Below are 22,201 nucleotides of genomic sequence, written 5' to 3' on the forward strand. Positions count from 1 at the left end.
CGTTTATTGGCAATAACTAACGGTCAGAAAAATCTGTCAGCATCTGCAAAAAAAATGGACATAAACAAAGAACAAATACTAGCAAGACGCCATCAACTTTCCGCCAGCAAACAAGCAATTCTCGCCAAACGCTTGCGGGGTGAAATTCAGTCTGATTCCCCCATAAACCTTATTCCCAGACGCGACAGTACCGACCCTGCACCGCTATCCTTTGCTCAACAAAGACTGTGGTTACTCCAACAAATAGATCGCACCAATCCTTCTTACAACGAACACGGAGCAATACAACTCAAAGGTTTGCTTAATATACCAGCACTAGAGCGCAGCCTCAACGAGATCGTGCAACGCCACGAATCCCTGCGAACTACTTTCAAAATGATGGAAGGACAACCCGTCCAAATCATTTCCCCATCGCTAACTCTAAAGTTACCAACAGTCAATTTATCCGACTTGCCTTTATCAGAACAAAAAAACCAAATCCAGCGAATTGCGATCGAACAAAGCCAATCCCCTTTTGACTTAGATCAAGGGCCATTATTGCGTTGGATGCTGTTACAAATCGGCGAACAAGATTACGTGCTGCTAGTTACCATGCACCACATTATTTATGATGGCTGGTCTTATGGCGTACTGATGCGCGAATTAGCAGCACTTTACGAAGCATTTTTTAATAGCAAATCATCCCCTCTTAGCGAACTACCCATCCAGTATGCAGACTTTGCTTTATGGCAGCAACAGTCCCTAAAAGGAGAGGCGCTGGAAACACAAATTGCTTATTGGAAGCAGCAGTTGGGTAAAACTCCTCCCGTGCTACAATTACCAACAGATTATCCTCGACCAGCCGTACAAACCTTCCGAGGTGCGAGAAAAACCTTCTCTCTGACGGCGGAATTAACTAAAGCACTCAAGGCGCTAAGTCAGAACGAAGATGCGACTTTTTTCATGACCTTGTTAGCCGCTTTCAAAATCTTGCTGTATCGCTACACGGGAATTGAAGATGTCGCGATCGGTTCCCCCATTGCTAACCGGAACATGAGCGAAATAGAACAATTAATTGGCTGTTTTGTCAATACTTTAGTGTTGCGAACTGACTTATCTGGCAATCCTACTTTTCGGGAGTTGTTAAGTCGAGTACGTCAAGCGTGTGTAGGAGCATACGCTCATTGCGATGTGCCATTTGAAAAATTGGTAGAGACACTGCAACCGCAACGCTCTTTGAGTTACACCCCACTATTTCAGGTGATGTTCGCACTTCAAAATACTCCGATGTCAGCGTTAGAGATATCGGGGTTGACGGTGAGTAGTCTGGAGAGCGATAGCGGTACTGCGAAATTCGATTTGAGTTTGTATATCGAAGAAATAGGAGAGGAATCGATCGGAATTATAGAATACAATACCGACATATTCGAGGCAGCTACGATCGCCAGAACGAGCGACCATTTTCAGCAGTTACTCGCAGGAATTGTCGCCAATCCCGATAGTCGTCTGAATGAATTACCACTATTAACATCATCTGAAAAACAGCAGTTGTTAGATTGGAATTGCACTCAAACAGATTACCCCAAAGATGCTTGTATTCACCAGCTATTTGAAGCGCAAGTTGAAAAAACGCCAGATGCAGTTGCGATCGTATTTGAAGATAGACAGCTAACCTATCAAGAATTAAATCAACAAGCCGATCGCTTGGCGGATTATCTGAGAGAATTAGGAGTGCGATCGGAAGTTTTGGTAGGGATTTGTGTAGAGCGATCGATCGAAATGGTAGTCGGACTTTTAGGCATTCTCAAGGCTGGTGGAGCTTACGTACCATTAGATCCCGCCTATCCCGAAGAGCGTCTGAATTTTATATTATCCGATGCTCAAGTGTCAGTATTATTAACTCGCGAAACTTTAATTAAAAAACTACCAACTTTGAGTGCAAACGTAACTCCAGTAGTTGTTTATTTCGATCGCGAATGGGACACGATCTCTAATCCAAAATCCAAAATCCAAAATCCAAAATTGTCAGACCACCTCGCCTACGTCCTCTACACTTCAGGTTCTACCGGGACACCCAAAGGCTTACTCGGTCGCCATCGCAGCGCGGTCAATCGCTTGAATTGGAATCCTTATCCTTTTGAACAAGGAGAGATTTGCTGTCAGAAAACATCATTAAATTTTATAGATTCAGTTTGGGAAATTTTTGCCCCATTGCTGCACGGACTGCGAACAGTCATCATTGCCGATGAAATAGTAAAAGACCCTTATCGGTTGGTTCAAACTTTATCTCAGCAACAGGTGACGCGCCTTGTTTTAGTGCCATCATTGTTGCGCGTCTTATTAGAAAATTTTCCAGATTTACAAAGCAGACTTCCCAAACTCAAGTATTGGGTTAGCAGTGGAGAAACTTTATCCGTGGAACTATGTCAGCGCTTCCAAGAAAGGATGCCTCAAAGTATTTTAATTAACCTTTATGGCTCCTCCGAAGTATCCGCAGATGTGACTTGGTACGACACGAGCAAAAACCAATCTCTTTCTTCAATTCCGATCGGTCGTCCCATTTCTAATATGCAAGTATACGTGCTGGACGCGCACCTGCAACCCGTTCCCATCGGCGTTCCGGGCGAACTGTGTATTGGCGGCGATGGTTTAGCGCGAGGCTATCTCAATCGTCCAGAATTAACAGCAGAAAAGTTTATTCCCAATCCGTTTAGCAGTGAAGATGGCGCTTATCTTTATCGAAGTGGAGACATCGGTCGTTATCGATTTAATGGGGAAATCGAGTATTTGGGACGTAGCGATCGCCAAATCAAACTTCGCGGTTTTCGCATTGAATTAGGGGAGGTTGAAAATGTACTTACCCAACATCCAGCAGTAAAACAAGCTGTGGTTATTCTCAGAGAAGATGAAGTAGATAACAAACGCTTAGTTGCTTATATTGTCTCAGATAATATAAGCCTAGAACTACGCAGTTTTGTAGCAGAAAAGTTACCGGATTATATGGTGCCATCCGTTGTCGTACAGTTGGAGGCATTACCTTTAACACCTAACGGTAAAGTAGACTATCTCGCCCTACCAGTACCGAAAAATCGCCGGGATTTTAAACGGGATTACGCGATGCCTAAAACTGAAGCAGAGCGACTGATTGCTGAGGTTTGGCAAGAGATATTGCAATTGGAAAAAGTGGGGATTAATGATAATTTTTTTGAAATTGGCGGGCATTCTTTACTTTTGGTCAAAGTTCAAGCAAAATTGCATAAGGTTTTAGATAGAAATATTTCTGCGATCGACTTATTTAAGTATCCTACTATAAAAATGTTGGCGGAATATTTGAGTCGAAAACAGGATGGGGAGCAACCGATGTTTAGAGAAGTTAATAGCTATGTCAGGAAACAGGAAGAAGCGGTAGCCCGACAAAAAGAACTGTTGAAACAAGCTAGGAATCGGTAATATAAATGAACGTTTTTTACAACAGACTAACACAGATGAACACAGATGTAGATGGATTTTTAGGAGAGAGCGAAATGGATAACTGGGAAGAACAAAGTGTGCTGGAACCAATTGCTATTATTGGGATGGCGGGTCGTTTTCCTGGGGCTAAGAATGTTGATGAGTTTTGGCTAAATTTGTGTGATGGAGTGGAGTCTATTTCATCGTTTAGTGATGAAGAATTGAGGGCTGCGGCCGTAGAAGAGAGTTGGCTGAATGACTCAAACTATGTGAAAGCTGGGTTCGTGTTGGATGATATCGAAATGTTTAATGCTTCGTTTTTTGGTATGCTGGCAAATGAAGCTGAAATTACAGATCCGCAACATCGTCTTTTTTTAGAGTGTGCTTGGGAAGCTTTGGAAAATGCGGGGTATGACCCGGAACAATACGAAGGTTTGGCTGGTGTTTATGCAGGTGCTAACCTGAGTACATACCTGTTGAATAATATTCTTTCAAATCGCGATTTATTGCAATCAATGGGTTATTTGCCGCTGGGAATTGGCAATAATCAAGACTTTTTAGCTACTCGAATTTCTTATAAGTTGAATTTGAAAGGGCCGAGTATTAATGTTAATACGGCTTGTTCTACATCATTAGTTGCCGTTCATTCGGCCTGTCGGGGATTGTTGAGTTACGAATGCGATATGGCTCTAGCTGGTGGTGTTTCAATTCAAGTTCCCCAAAAACAAGGTTATTTTTATCAAGAAAGTGGGATATTTTCTACCGACGCTCGCACTCGCGCTTTTGATGCAAAAGCAGGAGGAACTACTTTTGGCAATGGGGTGGGTATTGTTGTACTTAAGAGATTAGAAGATGCTTTGGCGGATGGCGATCGCATTTATGCGTTAATTAAAGGTTCAGCTATTAATAATGATGGTTCTGCGAAAGTTAGTTATACAGCGCCCAGTGTTTCGGGTCAAGCTAAGGTAATTGCTCAGGCGCAAGCGATCGCTCGTTTCGCTCCTGAAACTATCACTTATATAGAAACTCATGGAACTGGTACTTCTTTGGGAGATCCGATCGAAATTAGAGCGCTGCAAGAAGTGTTTGAATCGCAAACTAAGAAAAAGGGTTTCTGTGCGATCGGATCTGTAAAAACTAATGTCAGTCATTTGAATACAGCCGCCGGAATAACGGGATTAATCAAAACAGTTTTGGCGCTAAAACATCAGAAAATACCAGCCAGCTTGCACTTTGAAAAACCCAATCCCGAAATTGATTTTGCCAACAGTCCGTTTTATGTCAATACCACCCTCCGTGAATGGAAAACAGACGGAATGCCTCGTCGTGCGGGAGTCAGTTCTTTCGGCATTGGCGGTACTAATGCTCATGTCGTTTTGGAAGAATTTCCAAATCTAAAGGTAGCAGAGAACAAAGGGAGAAAGTATCAATTGTTGATTCTTTCTGCTAAAACAAGTTCGGCTTTGGAAACAGCAACGGCAAATTTAGGGGCACATTTAAAACAGCATCCCGATGTTAATTTAGCTGATGTGGCTTACACCCTGCAAGTCGGTCGTAAGGTATTTGATTATCGCCGAATGTTGGTATGTCAAAATATTGACGATGCTGTACAAGCGCTGACTATAAAAACTGAGGAAAAAGGCAATAAAAAAATATTAATTCCCGATATTTCCCACTCCCATCACGAGGAGTCTGGTAATCGTTCTGTCGTGTTTATGTTTTCCGGCCAAGGGGTGCAGTACGCGAACATGGCGCGGGAACTTTACCAGACGGAACCTACTTTTACTCGTGCTATTGATGATTGTTGCGAACTCCTAATACCGCACTTGAAAATAGACTTGCGTACAGTGCTTTATCCAAGTGAATTAGGGGAAGAAGAAGCCGCACAACAACTGAAACAAACTTATATTACTCAGCCAGTATTATTTATAATTGAATACGCTTTAGCTCAGTTGTGGATGTCGTGGGGCGTGCTTCCTGAAGCTGCGATCGGTCACAGTATTGGAGAGTACGTTGCAGCAACTCTTGCTGGTGTGTTTTCCCTGGAAGATGCGTTGATATTAGTTGCTACTCGCGGGAAATTGATGCAGCAGCTTCCTGCTGGTGCAATGCTGGCTGTACCTCTATCGGAACAGGAAATCGAACTAAGTGAAGAACTTTCTCTGGCTGTAATTAATGCACCATCTTTGTGTGTAGTTTCTGGTTCTCTAAAAGCTGTTGACGAGCTGCAAAATCGTTTGATTGAGCTCGGTTTAGATTGTCGTCGTTTGCATACTTCTCATGCTTTTCATTCTGCCATGATGGAACCCATTATCGAGCCTTTCATCGCCGAAGTTAGAAAAGTCAAACTAAAGGCTCCTCAAATTCCTTTCATGTCCAATGTAACTGGCACTTGGATTACTGAAATGGAAGCAACTGATCCGAATTATTGGGGGAAACATCTACGCCAAACGGTGCGTTTTGCTGACGGGATTGCTGAGTTGGTAAAAGAACCAAAGCGAATCCTATTGGAAGTTGGCCCTGGACGCACTTTGAGTACCTTTGCTAGAGATTGTTTGGAGGAAAATACTCAAACAATTGTACTTTCTTCGTTGCGTCATCCGAAAGATCGACAGTCAGATATAGCATTCTTGCTGAACGCATTGGGAAGACTTTGGCTAGCTGGCGTGTCGGTTAATTGGTCGGAATTTTATCGCCACGAGCGACGCGATCGCATTCCTTTACCCACTTATCCCTTTGAGCGAAAAAGATATTGGATTGAACCTTTTAATCCAGCAGTTCGTGACAACAAATTCACAGAAGAAGTAGATCATACAATCGAGGAGGAAAATGTGGGCGATCGCGAGATTGAAGAGATCATGGCTCAACAAATGGAGATCATGTCTCAACAATTGGAGATACTGAGAATGTATGGCTAGCATTCATGCTTCATGGTTCATCTGACTAATGACTAATAATTAAGGAAATTCCCATGTCTGACTCCCAACTCAACCAAAAACTGAATTCATCAATACATCCCTCACAGACTGACAAAATTCTGTCAGTATTAAAAGAAATTGTCGGTAAAGCAATGGGAGTAAGCTCCTCTGAAATAGACGATCGGACTAATTTTCTAGAACTCGGTTTTGAGTCCGTGCAATTACTCCAAATAAATGGCGCAATTAAAAAAGCATTTGGTCTCAGTATTTCTTTAAAATTATTAATTGAAAATAGCTCTACGATTAACGAATTAGCCGTCTACATATCTCAGCAAATCCCGCCGGTAGAGCCAACATTAGCGCCCGATCGGCCCGAAACAAATAACTCAAAACCAAAGAAAAAAGCATCGCTATTGCCAGAAAAGAATCTCGATCGACAAACCGATAATACAGCGATCAAACGTTTGATGGCACAGCAACTTGAGGTGATGTCCAAACAACTGGAATTTCTGCGCGAAAACATTTCATCAAAGAAGAAAAAACCTACACGCATACCTACCGAAACTATCGAACAGGAACGCCAGAGAGAAATTCCCATCCAAAATCCAAAATCCAAAATCCAAAAATCCCCCAGTTCCGCCAATTTAACTCCACGCCAACAAGAACATTTAGACGTATTAATCGCACGGGCGATCGAACGAACTCAAGCATCGAAAAACTTGACGCAAAGCGATCGCGTTCATCATGCTAATTCCAGATCGGTATTGGGGTTTCGTCCTTCAATCAAAGAAATGGTATATCCCATCTATCCCCAAAGAAGTTCGGGTGCGAGAATTTGGGATATTGATGGGAATGAATATATAGATATGTCAATGGGATTTGGCGCACTTTTATTCGGTCATTCTCCATCTTTTATTATTAATGCAATTCAAGATTATGTTCACCAAGGAATACAACTTGGACCACAATCAGCAATGGCCGGTAAAGCTGCTCAGTTAGTTTGCGAATTAACAGGTCAAGAAAGGGCTTGTTTTTGTAATGACGGCAGCGAAGCGGTAATGGGAGCAATTCGCATCGCTCGCGCCATTACAGGGCGCGAAAAGATTGCTTTTTTTGGAGGTTCCTATCACGGAACTTTGGATGAAGTTTTGGTCGCCGGAGTAGCGAGTGAAGAGGGAAATTTGCGTTCGATCGCGATCGCTCCTGGTATTCCGCAACATAAAGTCGAACAAGTAATAGTTCTCGATTACGGAAATCCCAAATCGCTAGATATTATCAGAGCTCACGCCAGTGAATTAGCTGCTGTTTTGGTAGAGCCAATCCAAAGCGCCAAACCGGATTTGCAACCTAAAGAATTCTTGCATGAATTGAGACAATTAACTCAAGAAATGGGAATAGTTTTAATTTTCGATGAAGTGATTACCGGATTTCGGATGCACCCAGGCGGGATGCAAGCGTTGTGGAATATTCGAGCCGATATCACAACTTACGGTAAAGCAGTTGGTGGTGGGATGCCAGTCGGAGTAATTGCTGGTAAGGCTGCTTTTATGGACGCATTAGATGGTGGATTTTGGAGTTATGGAGATGCGTCTTATCCTGAAGCCGAAGTTACTCACTTTGCAGGTACTTTTTTCAAGCATCCTCTCGTGATGGCTGCTACTTTGGCTGCACTCACCCACCTTAAAAATAGCGGTGCAAAACTGCAAGAAGAGTTAAATGCGAAAACCCTAAAATTAGCAAACACGCTCAATACTTACTTCGAGCAAAAACAGTTACCGATTCAGATAGTTCATTTTGGTTCTCTCTTCCGATTTGCTTATTCTCCCACCCTCAATTGGATGGATTTGTTTTTCTATCACCTGCTAGAAAAGGGAATCTTTGCTTTAGAAAACCGGAGACTTTTCTTATCTACCGCTCATACTGATGCAGATATCGATCGGATGATTCAAGCAGTCAAGGAAAGTATAAGCGAAATGCAAGAAGGTGGATTTTTACCAGGGGAATCGGGAGTGGAGAATGGGAAAAAATCTTCCCGATCGCCGATCGCCAATCGCCAGTCTTCAATCCCCCTAACAGAAGCGCAAAAAGAACTTTGGGTAATGGCACAAATGGGAGAAAATGTCTCCCGCGCCTATAACCAATCAACGACAATTCATCTGCGCGGTTCGTTCAATTTGACAGCAGCGCGTAAAGCAATTCAAGAAGTAGTCGATCGCCACGAAGCATTGCGAGCAACCTTTAGTCCGTCAGGAGATTATCAACAAATTAATTCGACTCTGACTATCAATATTCCGGTAGTGGATTTCTCGACTTTAGATAACAGCGATCGCGAAACACATTTAGCGGAATTTTTAACAACAGAAGCGCGACAAACTTTCAATCTTGAAACGGAGAATTTAGTCCGCACCCAGATCGTCAAATTAGAAGAACAACATCATCTTTTAGTGCTGACTGTTCATCACATTATTGCTGACGGTTGGTCGTTGGGAGTTTTGCAACAAGAACTAACTGCAATTTACACAGCAGAATGTGAAGCGATCGAGCATCAACTCCCACAACCAATGCAGTTAAGCGAATACGTTCAGTGGGAAGCAAGCCAGCAGGAAAGTCCAGAAATGGCAAAAGCTGAGGCTTATTGGTTGCAGCAATTTTGCAGTTCAGTTCCGGTATTAGAATTGCCCACCGATCGCCCGCGACCATCAGTTAATCGCTACGTCGGTACTCGACAAACTTTCACGCTAGATAAAACTTTTTATGGCGCTTTGAAACACGAAACTATCAAGTTTAAAAGCACCTTATTTACAACAGTTTTGGCAGGATTTTTGGCGTTAGTTCACCGATTGACAGGTCAAGACGATATCGTTATTGGTATCCCTTCAGCGGGACAATTATCTGTTGAAGGTGAATATCTTGTCGGTCACTATGTGAATTTATTGCCAATCCGCAGTCAACTTGTGGAAAACCAGACATTCACGGAATATTTAAGTTCATTAAAACAGGTGTTATCCGATGCTTATGACCATCAAATTTATCCGTTTATTAGGTTGGTTAAAAAACTAAATCTGTCAAGAGATACAAGTCGTCCACCTTTAGTGACAATACTGTTTAATTTAGACAGACCTCTGGCTACCTCAGAGTCTTTTAGCCGAAAATTCGAGTTTGTCAGAAATCCTACCAATTCTTCCATCTCGGATATTTTTCTGGATATTCACCAACAAAATGACGAACTTGTAGTCGATTGTGAATACAACACCGACTTATTTGACTCGCAAACTATTGAACGGTGGATGAAACATTGGCAAACTTTGTTAGAAAGCATTGTTGCTAATCCAGAACAGCGAGTTTGGGATTTACCTTTACTGAAGCCAGCCGAACTAAAAGAGTTGTTGGTGGAATGGAATGATACCGAAACTGACTATCCTCAACACTACTGCATTCACCAACTTTTTGAAGCGCAAGTGGAACGCACGCCTGATGCTGTGGCGGTAATGTTTGGAAACCAAAGTTTGACCTATGGGGAACTGAATGCTAAGGCTAATCAGTTAGCGCATCACCTGCAAAAGTTGGGGGTAAATTCAGAAGTAATGGTGGGAATTTGTTTAGATCGATCGCTCGATTCCATCGTCGGAATTTTGGGAGTTCTCAAAGCAGGTGGCGCATACCTACCCCTCGATCCAAATTATCCCCAAGAACGACTGGCTTTCATGTTGTCGGATACTCAATTGTCGGTGGCGATTACTCATTCGTCATTAGTTAAAAACTTTGCCCAAATGACTGTCATCTGCTTGGATACTGACTGGGAAATTATCCAGCAAGAAAGCCGAGAAAATCCTGTCAGTCGTTCTACAATTGATAATGTGGCTTATGTCATTTATACATCTGGTTCGACGGGGAAACCTAAAGGAGTTTTGGGTCTGCATAGAGGCGCTGTCAATCGTTTTCAGTGGATGTGGCAAACTTATCCTTTTAAAGGAGAAGATGTTTGCTGTCAGAAAACATCGTTAAACTTTGTAGATTCTGTTTGGGAGATTTTTGGGCCGTTACTGCAAGGAATACGGACGATTATTGTAAGCGATCGCATTCTCAAAGACCCTCACCAGTTCGTAGAAACTCTCGCTAACAATAAAGTGACGCGACTTGTCTTGGTTCCTTCTTTACTGCGGTTACTTTTAGATACGTTTGCTGACTTGCAAAAACGGCTACCAAAATTGAATTTTTGGGTAACGAGTGGAGAGGCACTTTCGGTAGAAGTATTGCAAAAGTTTCGGCAGATTTTACCTGAGAGTACGCTGTTAAATCTTTACGGTTCCTCGGAAGTTTCTGCTGATGTCACTTGTTATAGGATCGATCCGCAAGATAAAGTTAATTCGCAAGTTTTAATAGGTCGTGCGATCGCTAACACCCAAATCTACGTCCTCGACCGAAACTTACAACCTGTTCCCATTGGCGTACCTGGTGAACTGTATGTCGGTGGCGCAGGATTGGCGGGAGGTTATCTCAATCGTCCTGAATTAACATCTGAGAAATTCATTCCTAATCCATTAGCAAGCGTTTATACTGAACTATCGACGAAGCTGTACAAAACTGGCGATTTGGTTCGCTATTTACCAGATGGCAATTTGGAATTTCTCGGACGAATCGATAACCAAGTCAAAATTCGCGGTTTTAGAATCGAATTAGGAGAAATTGAAGCGGTACTAGCTCAACATCCATCTGTGCGACAGGTAATCGTTTTGGCTAGGGAAAATGACCGCGATAATCAGCAATTGGTGGCTTATATCATATCCGATCCAGAACAGGCGATCGCAGTCAGCGAACTTCATGGCCTCGTGCAAGAAAAGCTGCCTAACTATATGATACCCTCTGCTTTCGTGATGTTAGAAAATCTGCCATTACTACCCAATGGTAAAGTAGACCGTCGAGCGCTACCAGCACCAGAACAAGCACGTCCTAAATTGGAAGCAGCCTATCAATCACCCCGAACGGAAATAGAACAAAGCATTGCTGCTATTTGGCAAGAATTCCTTCATTTGGAGGAAGTAGGTATTCACGATAACTTCTTCGATTTGGGTGGTGATTCATTGCTCTTAGTTCGCGTTCACAGCCAAATGCAAAAAATATTTCAGCAAGAGTTTTCTTTAGTTGGAATGTTTCAATATCCAACCATCGGCTACTTAGCTGAATATTTAATTCAGGAGGAAAACAAACAGCGATCGCCTGCAAATAATTCTCAACCATCTATAACCCCAACAGATTCCATCAACCGCCGCCGACAAGTCAGACAAGAACATCGAGCAGCAAGACAAAGCAGAGAGCAGTCTTAGAAGCTAATTTTAGATGTCGAATTTCCAATATTTTTCAACCCAAATAAAGTAGGAAAAAGTGATGTTAAACCAACAAAAAATGCTGAAACTCAAAACCTCCTTTGACACCGAAAACACGAGCCAATACAGTATCAAACAAAAAACGATCGAACTATTTGCTCCATCCACGCTGACTACCTCTCTAGAAGAAACGATCGAGATGCAAATTAACGCTGTAACTCGCGATTTCTTAGCCGACATCAAAACCAACAGCGATATTGATTTGCAAGCGTTAACACAAAACTTTTGCGATCCTCAAATTCCCATTGAGCCAGCTAATTTTGAAAGCTACCTGGAATATTTATCCAGCAACGTAATTAGCCATTCAATTCACACATCATCGCCGCGATTTATCGGTCACATGACTGCCGCACTTCCCTATTTCGTGCAGCCTCTAGCTAAACTGATGACGGCGATGAATCAAAACGCCGTAAAAATAGAAACTGCTAAAGCTTTCAGTCCTTATGAACGTCAAGCTTTGGCGATGATTCATCAACTGATTTACAACTTTGGCGATCGCTTTTACGCCCAGCATATTCAAAACAGCGAGAGTACATTAGGAATTTTGCTTTCTGGAGGTACTACAGCGAATATCACCGCACTTTGGTGCGCTAGAAATACTTCTTTAGGGCCAAAAGATGACTTTCCCGGTATAGAAAAGGAAGGTTTAACAGCCGCCTTAGATTATTATGGCTACAAAGGTGCGGTAGTAATCGGTTCGGACTTAATGCACTACTCGTTTGAAAAAGCCACCGACTTGTTAGGTATCGGTACGCGAGGTTTGATTAAAATTAAGAGCGATCGCAACAATCGGATTGACATCGAAGCGCTTCGTCAAGCCGTTGCAGATTGTCGCCACCAAAACAAACATATAATCGCGATCGTGGGCATTGCTGGCACTACAGACTCAGGTGGAGTCGATTCTCTTTCCGATATGGCGGAGATTGCGCGAGAAGCGAAAGTTCACTTCCACGTAGATGCCGCTTGGGGTGGGCCAGTGATTTTTTCCCAACAGCATCGGCATAAACTTATTGGGATCGAACGGGCTGATTCAGTGACGATTGATGGACATAAACAAATGTACCTGCCAATGGGTATTGGGATGGTCTTTTTGCGCGATCCGATCGTGGCACAAGCAATCGAAAAAAATGCCAGTTATACCATGCGTAAAGGTTCATTCGATTTAGGTAAACGGGCTTTGGAAGGTTCTCGCCCGGCAATGGCATTATTCCTTCATGCTGGGCTACACTTAATTGGGGTAAAAGGATATGAATTTTTGATTGATGAAGGAATTCGGAAAACTCAATATATGGCCGATCGCATCCGCACTCTACCTGAATTTGAGTTGTTAGCACAACCGGATATTAACCTTTTAATTTACCGTTATATACCGAAGTCATTGCGAGAGAGTGTGGCTAAAAATCAGTTAACTGAAAGTGAAAATCAGGTAATCAATCGATTTAACGAACGACTTCAAAAAGCCCAGCGCCAAGCAGGTCGTACTTTTATCTCGCGGACAACTAAAAACACCATCTGTTCTGGAAAAGAAATTCCGATGATCGCATTGAGGGCGGTGATTGCTAATCCACTTACCACTGAAGATGATATCGATGCTGTTTTAAACGACCAGATCGAGATTGCTTTAGAGATTTCGATGTCTAATTCTCTAGAAACTACAGAAAATGTAGCCTAGAAATTGTTTGAAAATTCATTCCAAATAGAACACCAATCAACTTATGTATTCAGCAAATTCACCTTTGGCAGAAAATTCTCGCTCTCTTTATAATAATTGGGCTTTTGCTTACCCAGTAAGCAAAGAGGGAATAGAACTGTGGCTAGATTTTATGCAGGAACATATCCTCAAGCATCTTCCAAAGGAAGCGCACATTTTAGACATTGGCTGTGGAAAGGGAGAAATAGTAAAAAGTCTGATTGAAAAAGGTTATCAAGTAACCGGATTAGATATCTCCGAGGAAATGTTACGTTATGCTAGCGAGAATGTACCTAATGGTAAATTTATCCGAGATGACATCCGCTTCTGTAAATTGCCTCCTAACTTTGATGCAGTTCTTTCCTCAAATAATGTCTTCAGCTATATATATATTGAGTTTGGAGGATTTGACAAAGGCTTTCCAAAACGTTTATTCGGCACTTGGAAAAAACGGTTGGTTCGGGTTCGATTTGAGTGAGGGAGAACAAGCTTCAAACCCTAGTAATTCAGTTGAAGATGAATTTACTGGCGAAATAGCAGATGATTATGTTTGGCTTCAGCATTCCAGTCATTCGACCGATGGTAAATCATGCCAAGTCAAGCACGTCACATTCAGATTACTGAATGGAAACTGGGAACGTTCAGAGGTAAATTTTGCACAACAAGGCTATTCCCGCTCGGAAGTTCAATCTGCTCTAGAAAAGGTAGGGTTTGAGAAAGTTACAATCTACGATCTAACCAAAGACTTTCCAATAAATGTAGTCGAAGACTCAAGGATAATATACGTTTTTCGTAAGCCCTAGTTTCAGAGCGTCTTTTTTAATTTACCTGGGATAATGAGGAGCAGTAATATCGATGAATAATTCAACTGAAATCAATCGTTTTGATGGCAAAGATGAAATCGCAATCGTCGGCATGGCAGGTCGTTTTCCTGGTGCAAAAGATGTCGAGATTTTTTGGCAAAACCTGCGTGACGGCGTGGAATCAATTTCTTTTTTCACAGATAAAGAACTCATATCTACAGGTACAGAACCAGCCGTATTCAATGATCCTAAATATGTCAAAGCAGGAACCGTACTGGAAGATATAGAACTATTTGACGCGGCATTTTTCGGCTTTACACCTAGAGAAGCTGAAATAGCAGATCCCCAACAACGTCTGTTCCTAGAATGTGCTTGGGAAGCACTAGAAAATTCTGGCTACAATTCAGACACTTACCCCGGTCAAATCGGTTTGTTTGCGGGTGTAACTCTGAGTAGTTACTTATTTTCCAATCTATATCCCCATCGAGATTTAATAGGCTCGGTGGATTTATTCCAAGTATTGATAGGAAATGATAAAGATCACATAGCCACGCAAACTTCTTACAAATTAAACCTTAAAGGGCCGAGCATTAATATTCAAACCACCTGTTCCACCTCATTAGTTGCTGTTCACTTAGCTTGCCAAAGTTTGCTGAATGGCGAAAGCGATATCGCGTTGGCTGGTGGTGTTTCAATTCAAGTGCCACAAAAAACAGGTTATCTCTATCAAGAAGGAGGAATAAATTCTCCTGACGGACATTGCCGAGCTTTCGATGCAAATGCTCAAGGAACTATTTTTGGTAGCGGTTTGGGTATTGTTGTCTTGAAACGATTAGAAGATGCTGTAGCGGACGGAGATTGTATTCAAGCAGTCATTAAAGGTTCCGCGATTAATAATGACGGTTCTTTAAAAGTTGGTTACACAGCGCCCAGCGTAGAAGGTCAAAGGGAGGTGATTTTAGAAGCACTGGCTTTAGCTGGAGTGGAAGCTGAAACTATTAGTTATATTGAGGCGCATGGAACGGGAACTTCCTTGGGAGATCCGATCGAAATTGCAGCTCTCACCCAAGCTTTTCGTACCAACACTAATCGGAATAATTTTTGTGCGATCGGTTCGGTTAAAACTAATGTCGGGCATTTGAATACCGCTGCCGGTATAACAGGTTTAATCAAAAGTATCCAAGCACTTAAACACAAACAAATACCTGCCAGTTTGCATTTCCAAGAACCCAATCCTCAGATAGATTTTGCCAACAGTCCCTTTTACGTTAATACTACGTTGTCGGAATGGAAAACTAACGGCAATCCGCGTCGTGCTGGAGTCAGTTCTTTCGGAATTGGTGGAACAAATGCTCATATAATTTTAGAAGAAACTCCTGCCCTTGAAGCTTCTAGTTCCTCACGTCCTTGGCAGTTATTGCTACTATCAGCAAAAACAAATACAGCATTAGAGATAGCAACTGCGAATTTAGCCAAACATTTACAACAGCATCCCGACTTAAATATTGCTGATGTTGCCTACACATTGCAAGTCGGTCGTCGGACTTTTGAACATCGCCGAATGGTAGTTTGTCACGATATTGAAGATGCCCTGAATGCGCTAACTAATGTAGATACGCAACGAGTTTTCACGCACTACCAAAAGCCCTCTCACCGTCCGAGCGTATTCATGTTTTCTGGACAAGGCGCACAATATGTAAATATGGGGCGAGAACTTTACGAAGTTGAGCCGACATTTAGAGAACAAATAGATATCTGTTCGGAAATTCTCAAACCTCATTTAGGTATCGATCTGCGTTCAATTCTATATCCCAGCGAAGCACAAATCGCAGAAGCTTCTCAGCAATTACAACAAACTGCAATTACCCAACCCGCTATGTTTGTTGTTGAATACGCGATCGCCAAGTTGTGGATACAATGGGGAGTGAATCCCGTAGCGCTAATTGGACACAGTATTGGCGAATATGTAGCTGCTACTTTAGCAGGCGTTTTCTCTCTAGAAGATGCCTTATTTCTAGTAGCAATTAGAGGTAAATTGATGCAAAAATTGCCCTCGGGAAGTATGCTCGCCGTGCCGCTTCCAGAACAAGAGGTTCAGCCATTCTTGGGCAAAGAACTTTCTTTAGCAGCAATTAACACCCCCTCCTCGTGCGTCGTTTCAGGCTCGACTGAAGCGATTGAAACATTGCAAAATCAGTTAAATTCCCAAGCTATAGACTGTCGCCGCCTTCATACATCTCATGCCTTTCATTCTGAGATGATGCAACCGATTGTGGAACAGTTTGCACTTGCTATTAAAAAAGTGAAGCTGAATCCGCCCCACATTCCCTTTATTTCCAACGTAACTGGCACCTGGATCGCAGAAAATGAAGCCACAAATCCCCGCTATTGGAGCAAACATCTTCGCCAAACAGTGAGATTTTCTGCCGGAATTTCCGAGTTGTTGAAACAGTCGGAAGCAATATTTTTGGAAGTTGGGCCGGGACGGACTTTAAGCTCGTTAACTAAGCGGCATTTAGAACCAGATGCCAAACATCTCGTGCTAAATTCCTTACGCCATCCTCAAGAACAACAATCCGATGTTGCCCTATTATTAAACGCATTAGGTCGGCTTTTGATGGCAGGTGTAAAGATAGATTGGTCGGGTTTTTCCAGCCACGAATCGCGTCATCGTCTCCCCCTACCGACCTATCCTTTCGAGCGCCAACGTTACTGGATCGATGCCAAATCGCCATCCTTATCTGGGAGTAACAACTCAACAACATCCGACAAAAAAGATCGATGGTTAGTGTTTGTTGATGAATCTGGTGCAGGTTCCCAATTACTTAATAAATTGGAACAAAAAGGTCAAAATGTAATTACGTTAAAGTTAGGAGAACAATTTGCTAAACTCAGCGAAGGAATTTATACCATTAATCCCCAAAAGCAAGAAGATATTGATGCTTTACTTGCAGAACTAATCCCGGATACAAAACCATCTCAACAAACAGATTCCTCCCCACGCTATTTAAGACCCAGCCTCGGTAATTCATATATTCCTCCTACTAACGACTTAGAACAACAAATTGCCGAAATGTGGCAAGAAGTTATCGGCATTAAACAAGTCGGTATTCACGATAATTTCTTTGAGTTAGGAGGAGATTCACTCATCGCCACCCAATTAGTTTCGCGATTGCGATCGAACTTCCCAGTCGAACTACCACTGCGCGACCTTTTACTTCAAGCATCCACTGTCGCCAAACAAGCAGAAACGATCGACCAACTTCTTCTAGAAAAAATTGCTGACTTATCTGACGAAGAAGTTGAAGCTCTTTTGGCTAATTGATAAAAGTCTATACAGCCCTTCTCAGGTATATAAGGTATGACTGGTAAATTGGTAATTGGAGTTGTGAGGCGCTTACCTCATTTACTACATGAGCACGATAAGAGGGCTAAAGCCCAACTACGTACCTTTCTAAACATCTGCGTTCATCTATTCTTCATCTACGCTTAAATAAAAATCATGGAAAACCAAACCTCTAATCTATCAGCAACCAAAAAAGCCCTTCTGGAAAAGTGGAAGACAGGAAAATCTAGAAGTTCTGCTATTCCTAAGCGATCGGGCTCTAATCGTATTCCCTTATCTTTTTCCCAGCAAAGACTCTGGTTTATCGATCGACTTTATCAAGGAAGTTCCTTCTATAATATTCCGACAGCCATTCATTTAAAGGGAATGCTTGATGTGACGGCGCTTAAGCAAAGTCTTAACGAAATTATGAAGCGTCACGAAGCTTGGAGGACGAGTTTTGTAATAGTAGATAAGCAACCATTTCAGGCGATCGCATCTGAATCAACCTGGAAGTTACCTATTATCAACCTCGAACATTTATCGAGCCAAAATTGGGATGTAGAAGTTCAAAAAATAGCGATCGAGGAAGCTAAAAAACCCTTTGATTTATCCCAAGCGCCTCTGGTACGGGCAACTTTGCTGCGTCTAAGCGAAACAGAACATATTTTCCTTTTGACGATGCACCACATCGTCTCTGATGGATGGTCTATATCAGTGTTCGCGGGGGAATTGGCAGCGCTGTACGCGGCGTTCTCAACAGGTCAATCTCCGTCATTACAGGAACTCCCTATCCAGTATGCAGATTTTGCAATTTGGCAGCGCGATCGCTTGCAAGGTGAAATACTCGCTACCCAACTCAATTACTGGAAGCAACAACTAGGCGGTGATTTACCTGTATTGCAATTGCCTGTAGATCGTTCCAGACCTACCATTACCACATTTAATGGTGCAAAGCAATACTTTACTTTTTCCAAAACTCTAACAGAGGCACTAAGTAAATTAAGTCAGCAAGAAGAAGTTACTTTATTTATGACTTTGCTGGCGGCTTTTAATACTTTACTTTACCGCTATACAGAGCAAGAAGATATCCTCATCGGTTCTTCAATTGCTAATCGCAATCAAGCAGAATTAGAAGGAATACTTGGCTTATTTGTCAATACATTGGTAATGCGAAATGACCTCGGCGGCGACCCAAGTTTTCGCACGCTTTTGAGTCGGGTACGCGGGGTAACTCTCGACGCTTACGCACATCAGGATTTGCCTTTCGAGAAGCTAGTAGAGGAATTGCAACCCGATCGAGATTTAAGCCGAAATCCTTTGTTTCAGGTCATGTTTGTGCTGCAAAATACGCCGAAGTCCGAGCGAGAGATTGCTGGGTTAACTTTGCGTAGTTTAGAGTTCGATAGTGGCACGTCTCAGTTTGACATTTTCCTGTCAATCGGTGAATCTAAAGAAGGATTAACTGGATTTTTAGAGTACAGTACCGACTTATTTGATGCGGCAACAATTACAGGACTAATCGACAATTTTCAAACCTTACTGGAAAGCATCGTTGCTAATCCCGATCGCCAAATTTCTGAATTACCAATCCTAACTGCAAAACAGCGAGAACAACAGTTATTAGAGTGGAATAACACTCGAACAACTTATCCGCAAGATGCCTCTCTCCATCAATTATTTGAACGGCAAGTAGAGCATTTTCCCGATAGTTTAGCATTAATCGATCGCTCGGAAAAAGTAAGCTATCGAAAACTTAACCAAAAGGTCAATCAACTTGCCCATTATTTACAAAAATTGGGAGTAACAACCGAAACTTGCGTCGGCATTTGTCTGGACAGATCGGTGGAAATGATAGTTGGAATTCTGGCAATTTTGAAAGCGGGTGGTGCTTACATTCCTCTCGATCCAAATTATCCAGTCGATCGTCTTTCTTTCATGGTTTCTGATTCCCAATTTTCATTAGTCATCAGTCATTCATCATTAATCGATCGCTTTCAACAAATACAGGTTATCTGTCTAGATAGTGACTGGGAAATTATCAATCGAGAAAGTCAAGAAAATCCTGTCACCACATCTAGAAGTGACAATCTTGCTTATGTAATATACACTTCTGGTTCGACTGGAACTCCCAAAGGCGTTCTCGCCACTCACCGAGGTACAGTTAATGGGTTACACTGGTTGTGGAAAACTTATCCGTTTGAAAGTGAAGAGATTTGTTGTCAGAAAACAGCTATTAGTTTCGTAGATTCAGTGTGGGAAATTTTTGCTCCCTTACTCCAAGGAATTCCAACCGTTATCATCCCAGATTCAATTGTCAAAGACACTAAACTATTTCTAGAAACGCTCGATCGCCATCACGTTACCCGAGTCATACTTGTTCCTTCCTTGCTGCGGTTAATTCTAGATACTTACGGTAATTTAACCCAAAAATTGTCGAACTTGAAACTTTGGATAATCAGTGGAGAAGCACTACCTCTCGACTTAGCGCGATCGTTCCAAAAATTGCTCCCATCTGCCAAATTGATTAACCTTTACGGTTCATCTGAAGTTTCTGCCAACGCTACTTACTACGATACGAGTTTATTACCAGAAAAAGCAACTAGCGTTCCGATCGGTCATCCAATTGATAACACTCAAGTTTACATATTCGATCGTCATTTACAACCAACGACCGTAGGAGTCTGCGGTGAATTGTACATCGGTGGCGATGGATTGGCGAAAGGTTATTTGAATCGTCCCGAACTAACCGAGGAACGGTTTATTTTAACTCCCAATTCAAAACTATATAAAACTGGCGATTTAGCGCGTTATTTGCATGATGGCAATCTCGAATATTTAGGTCGCCGTGACGAACAAGTAAAAATCCGAGGTTTCCGAGTAGAATTGGCCGAAATTGAAAGTGCGATATTGCAACATCCAGATATTCGAGAATCTGTTGTCATTATCCGCGACGATACACAAGGCGATAAACATCCGATCGCTTACATAGTAACAGATGAACCAAACTTAGTTTCACAATTGCACGGTTACTTACAAGAGAAACTACCGGATTATATGATACCGTCTGCTTTTGTGGTGTTAGATGCGATACCGCTAACACCAAATGGGAAAGTAGATAAGCGATCGCTTCCAACTGATAATCTGATCCGATCGAACTCCACAAAATCCTTCGTTTCGCCCAGAAATGTTTCCGAATTAGGTTTGGTAAAAATTTGGGAAAATCTTCTAGCTATTAACTCAATTGGAGTTACAGATAACTTCTTCGAGTTGGGAGGTCACTCTTTTTTATCTGTACGTTTAATTGCTCAAATTTACGAGCGGTTTGGACACAACCTTCCCCTATCTACTTTGTTTGAAAACCCGACTATTGAAAAACTAGCTAAAATTGTCAGCCAGCCAACAAATTTGAGTTCAGGTTCCCCGCTGGTAGCCCTTAATTCTTCCGGTTCGAGGACTCCTTTCTTTTGCGTACACGCCGCCGGAGGAGACATCCTTGCTTACCTGAACTTGGCAGAAAAAATCGGTGGAGAACAACCATTTTACGCTTTGGAACAGTCTCCCACCTCACTCGAAATTGAAGCTAAGTCAGTAGAAGAAACAGCAGCTTATTACCTCCAAGAAGTTCGCGCAGTGCAACCGGAAGGGCCATATCTTTTAGGAGGTTGGTGTTTTGGTGGTGTGGTTGCTTTTGAAATGGCGCAACAACTACAAAAACAAGGTCAAAAAGTAGACTTGCTAGTGGTAATTGACGCTATATTGCCAGAAATAGTTATTCAACCAACAAAGGATGATGATGCTAAATTTTTACTCCGGTTAGCTGAATCAATTAAAAACTGGTTCGGCATCGATTTTTCAGTCTCCTACGACGAAATGCGATCGCTACCGTTGGATGAGCAATTTCAGCTATTGAATAAAAAGGCAAACTTCATCGTCAGCGACACGGAGATGGCGCAGTATATTCGCGATTACAAGGTTTTTAAATCTCACGTTCAAGCCATGCGAGATTACGTTCCCCAGGTTTATCCCCACAAAATTACACTGTTTCGAGCTAGCGATAAAATTGCTCATGATTTTGAGAGTATGGAGTTTCATAGCGATGACTTATTGTTAGGTTGGGGCCAATGTTCCCAGCAAGGGATCGAAGTTATTGAAGTTCCGGGCAATCATTTCTCCATGTTTACTGAACCTCACATACAAAAATTAGCCCAACATTTGAAATGTTGTTTCGATCAAATGGTTAATGGCGAAATTAACTTTAATGGGACTTAAAAAAATGCTGTATAAAGCTATGATTTTTTTAGGCTTGCTATAAAAAATCCACTGACGGGGTGACAACCCCGTCAGAAACCCCACCCGTGGCGGATTTACCGAACTTAAGCTAAAAAAAGATGGGGTCAAAATTGTTAAGTAGCCCCACCAAGAAATAATATTTCCTCAATTTTACCAGCTCCATCTCATTTGTGACAAGTTAAGAAAAAGTGCAAATTGTCAAGGGGGTAAACCAAAAAAGGTAAAATAGGCTGAAACATCTATCTGGCAATCAGTTTAGCCATAGTTGAACCAGTTATGAGTCAATACGGTTCAGTTAAGGCTCAAATAATGGTAAATTAGGTATGGTGTCCAAAAATGGAGAGCAAGTAAGGTGCATC

General features: G+C 42.1%; 7 protein-coding genes. All 7 read left to right on the forward strand.

Annotated elements, in window-relative coordinates; genetic code table 11:
* The first annotated feature begins 54 nt into the window (after window positions 1–54).
* The 7 genes from QUA02_RS23545 (at window position 55) to QUA02_RS23575 (ending at window position 21,821) form a co-directional block, all read left to right on the forward strand.
* Window positions 55–3,429 carry a non-ribosomal peptide synthetase gene (locus QUA02_RS23545; RefSeq protein ID WP_333031251.1) on the forward strand — a complete coding sequence of 1,125 codons (3,375 nt, stop codon included), beginning with the start codon at window positions 55–57 and terminating at the stop codon, window positions 3,427–3,429.
* Window positions 3,430–3,503: 74 nt separating this feature from the next.
* The gene (locus QUA02_RS23550) at window positions 3,504–6,347 is read left to right on the forward strand and encodes a type I polyketide synthase (protein WP_333031267.1); all 2,844 of its coding nucleotides are present in this window, start codon (window positions 3,504–3,506) and stop codon (window positions 6,345–6,347) included.
* A 53-nt stretch (window positions 6,348–6,400) separates the two neighbouring features.
* Window positions 6,401–11,671 (forward strand): non-ribosomal peptide synthetase, encoded by a 5,271-nt coding sequence (locus QUA02_RS23555; protein WP_333031253.1) that lies wholly within the window; start codon window positions 6,401–6,403, stop codon window positions 11,669–11,671.
* A 61-nt stretch (window positions 11,672–11,732) separates the two neighbouring features.
* On the forward strand, window positions 11,733–13,403 hold the full coding sequence (panP, locus tag QUA02_RS23560) for a pyridoxal-dependent aspartate 1-decarboxylase PanP (protein ID WP_333031257.1): 1,671 nt from the start codon (window positions 11,733–11,735) through the stop codon (window positions 13,401–13,403).
* Between the two features lie 43 nt (window positions 13,404–13,446).
* Window positions 13,447–13,899 carry a class I SAM-dependent methyltransferase gene (locus QUA02_RS23565; RefSeq protein ID WP_333031261.1) on the forward strand — a complete coding sequence of 151 codons (453 nt, stop codon included), beginning with the start codon at window positions 13,447–13,449 and terminating at the stop codon, window positions 13,897–13,899.
* Window positions 13,900–14,276: 377 nt separating this feature from the next.
* Window positions 14,277–17,549, forward strand: a complete 3,273-nt coding sequence (locus QUA02_RS23570; RefSeq protein WP_333031262.1) for a type I polyketide synthase — start codon at window positions 14,277–14,279, stop codon at window positions 17,547–17,549.
* A gap of 177 nt (window positions 17,550–17,726) precedes the next feature.
* On the forward strand, window positions 17,727–21,821 hold the full coding sequence (locus QUA02_RS23575; RefSeq protein WP_333031266.1) for a non-ribosomal peptide synthetase: 4,095 nt from the start codon (window positions 17,727–17,729) through the stop codon (window positions 21,819–21,821).
* Window positions 21,822–22,201: the final 380 nt, after the last annotated feature.

Source organism: Microcoleus pseudofavosus SVA1_A4 (assembly GCF_036700565.1).
In the GTDB taxonomy this organism is placed as follows: Bacteria; Cyanobacteriota; Cyanobacteriia; order Cyanobacteriales; family Microcoleaceae; genus Microcoleus.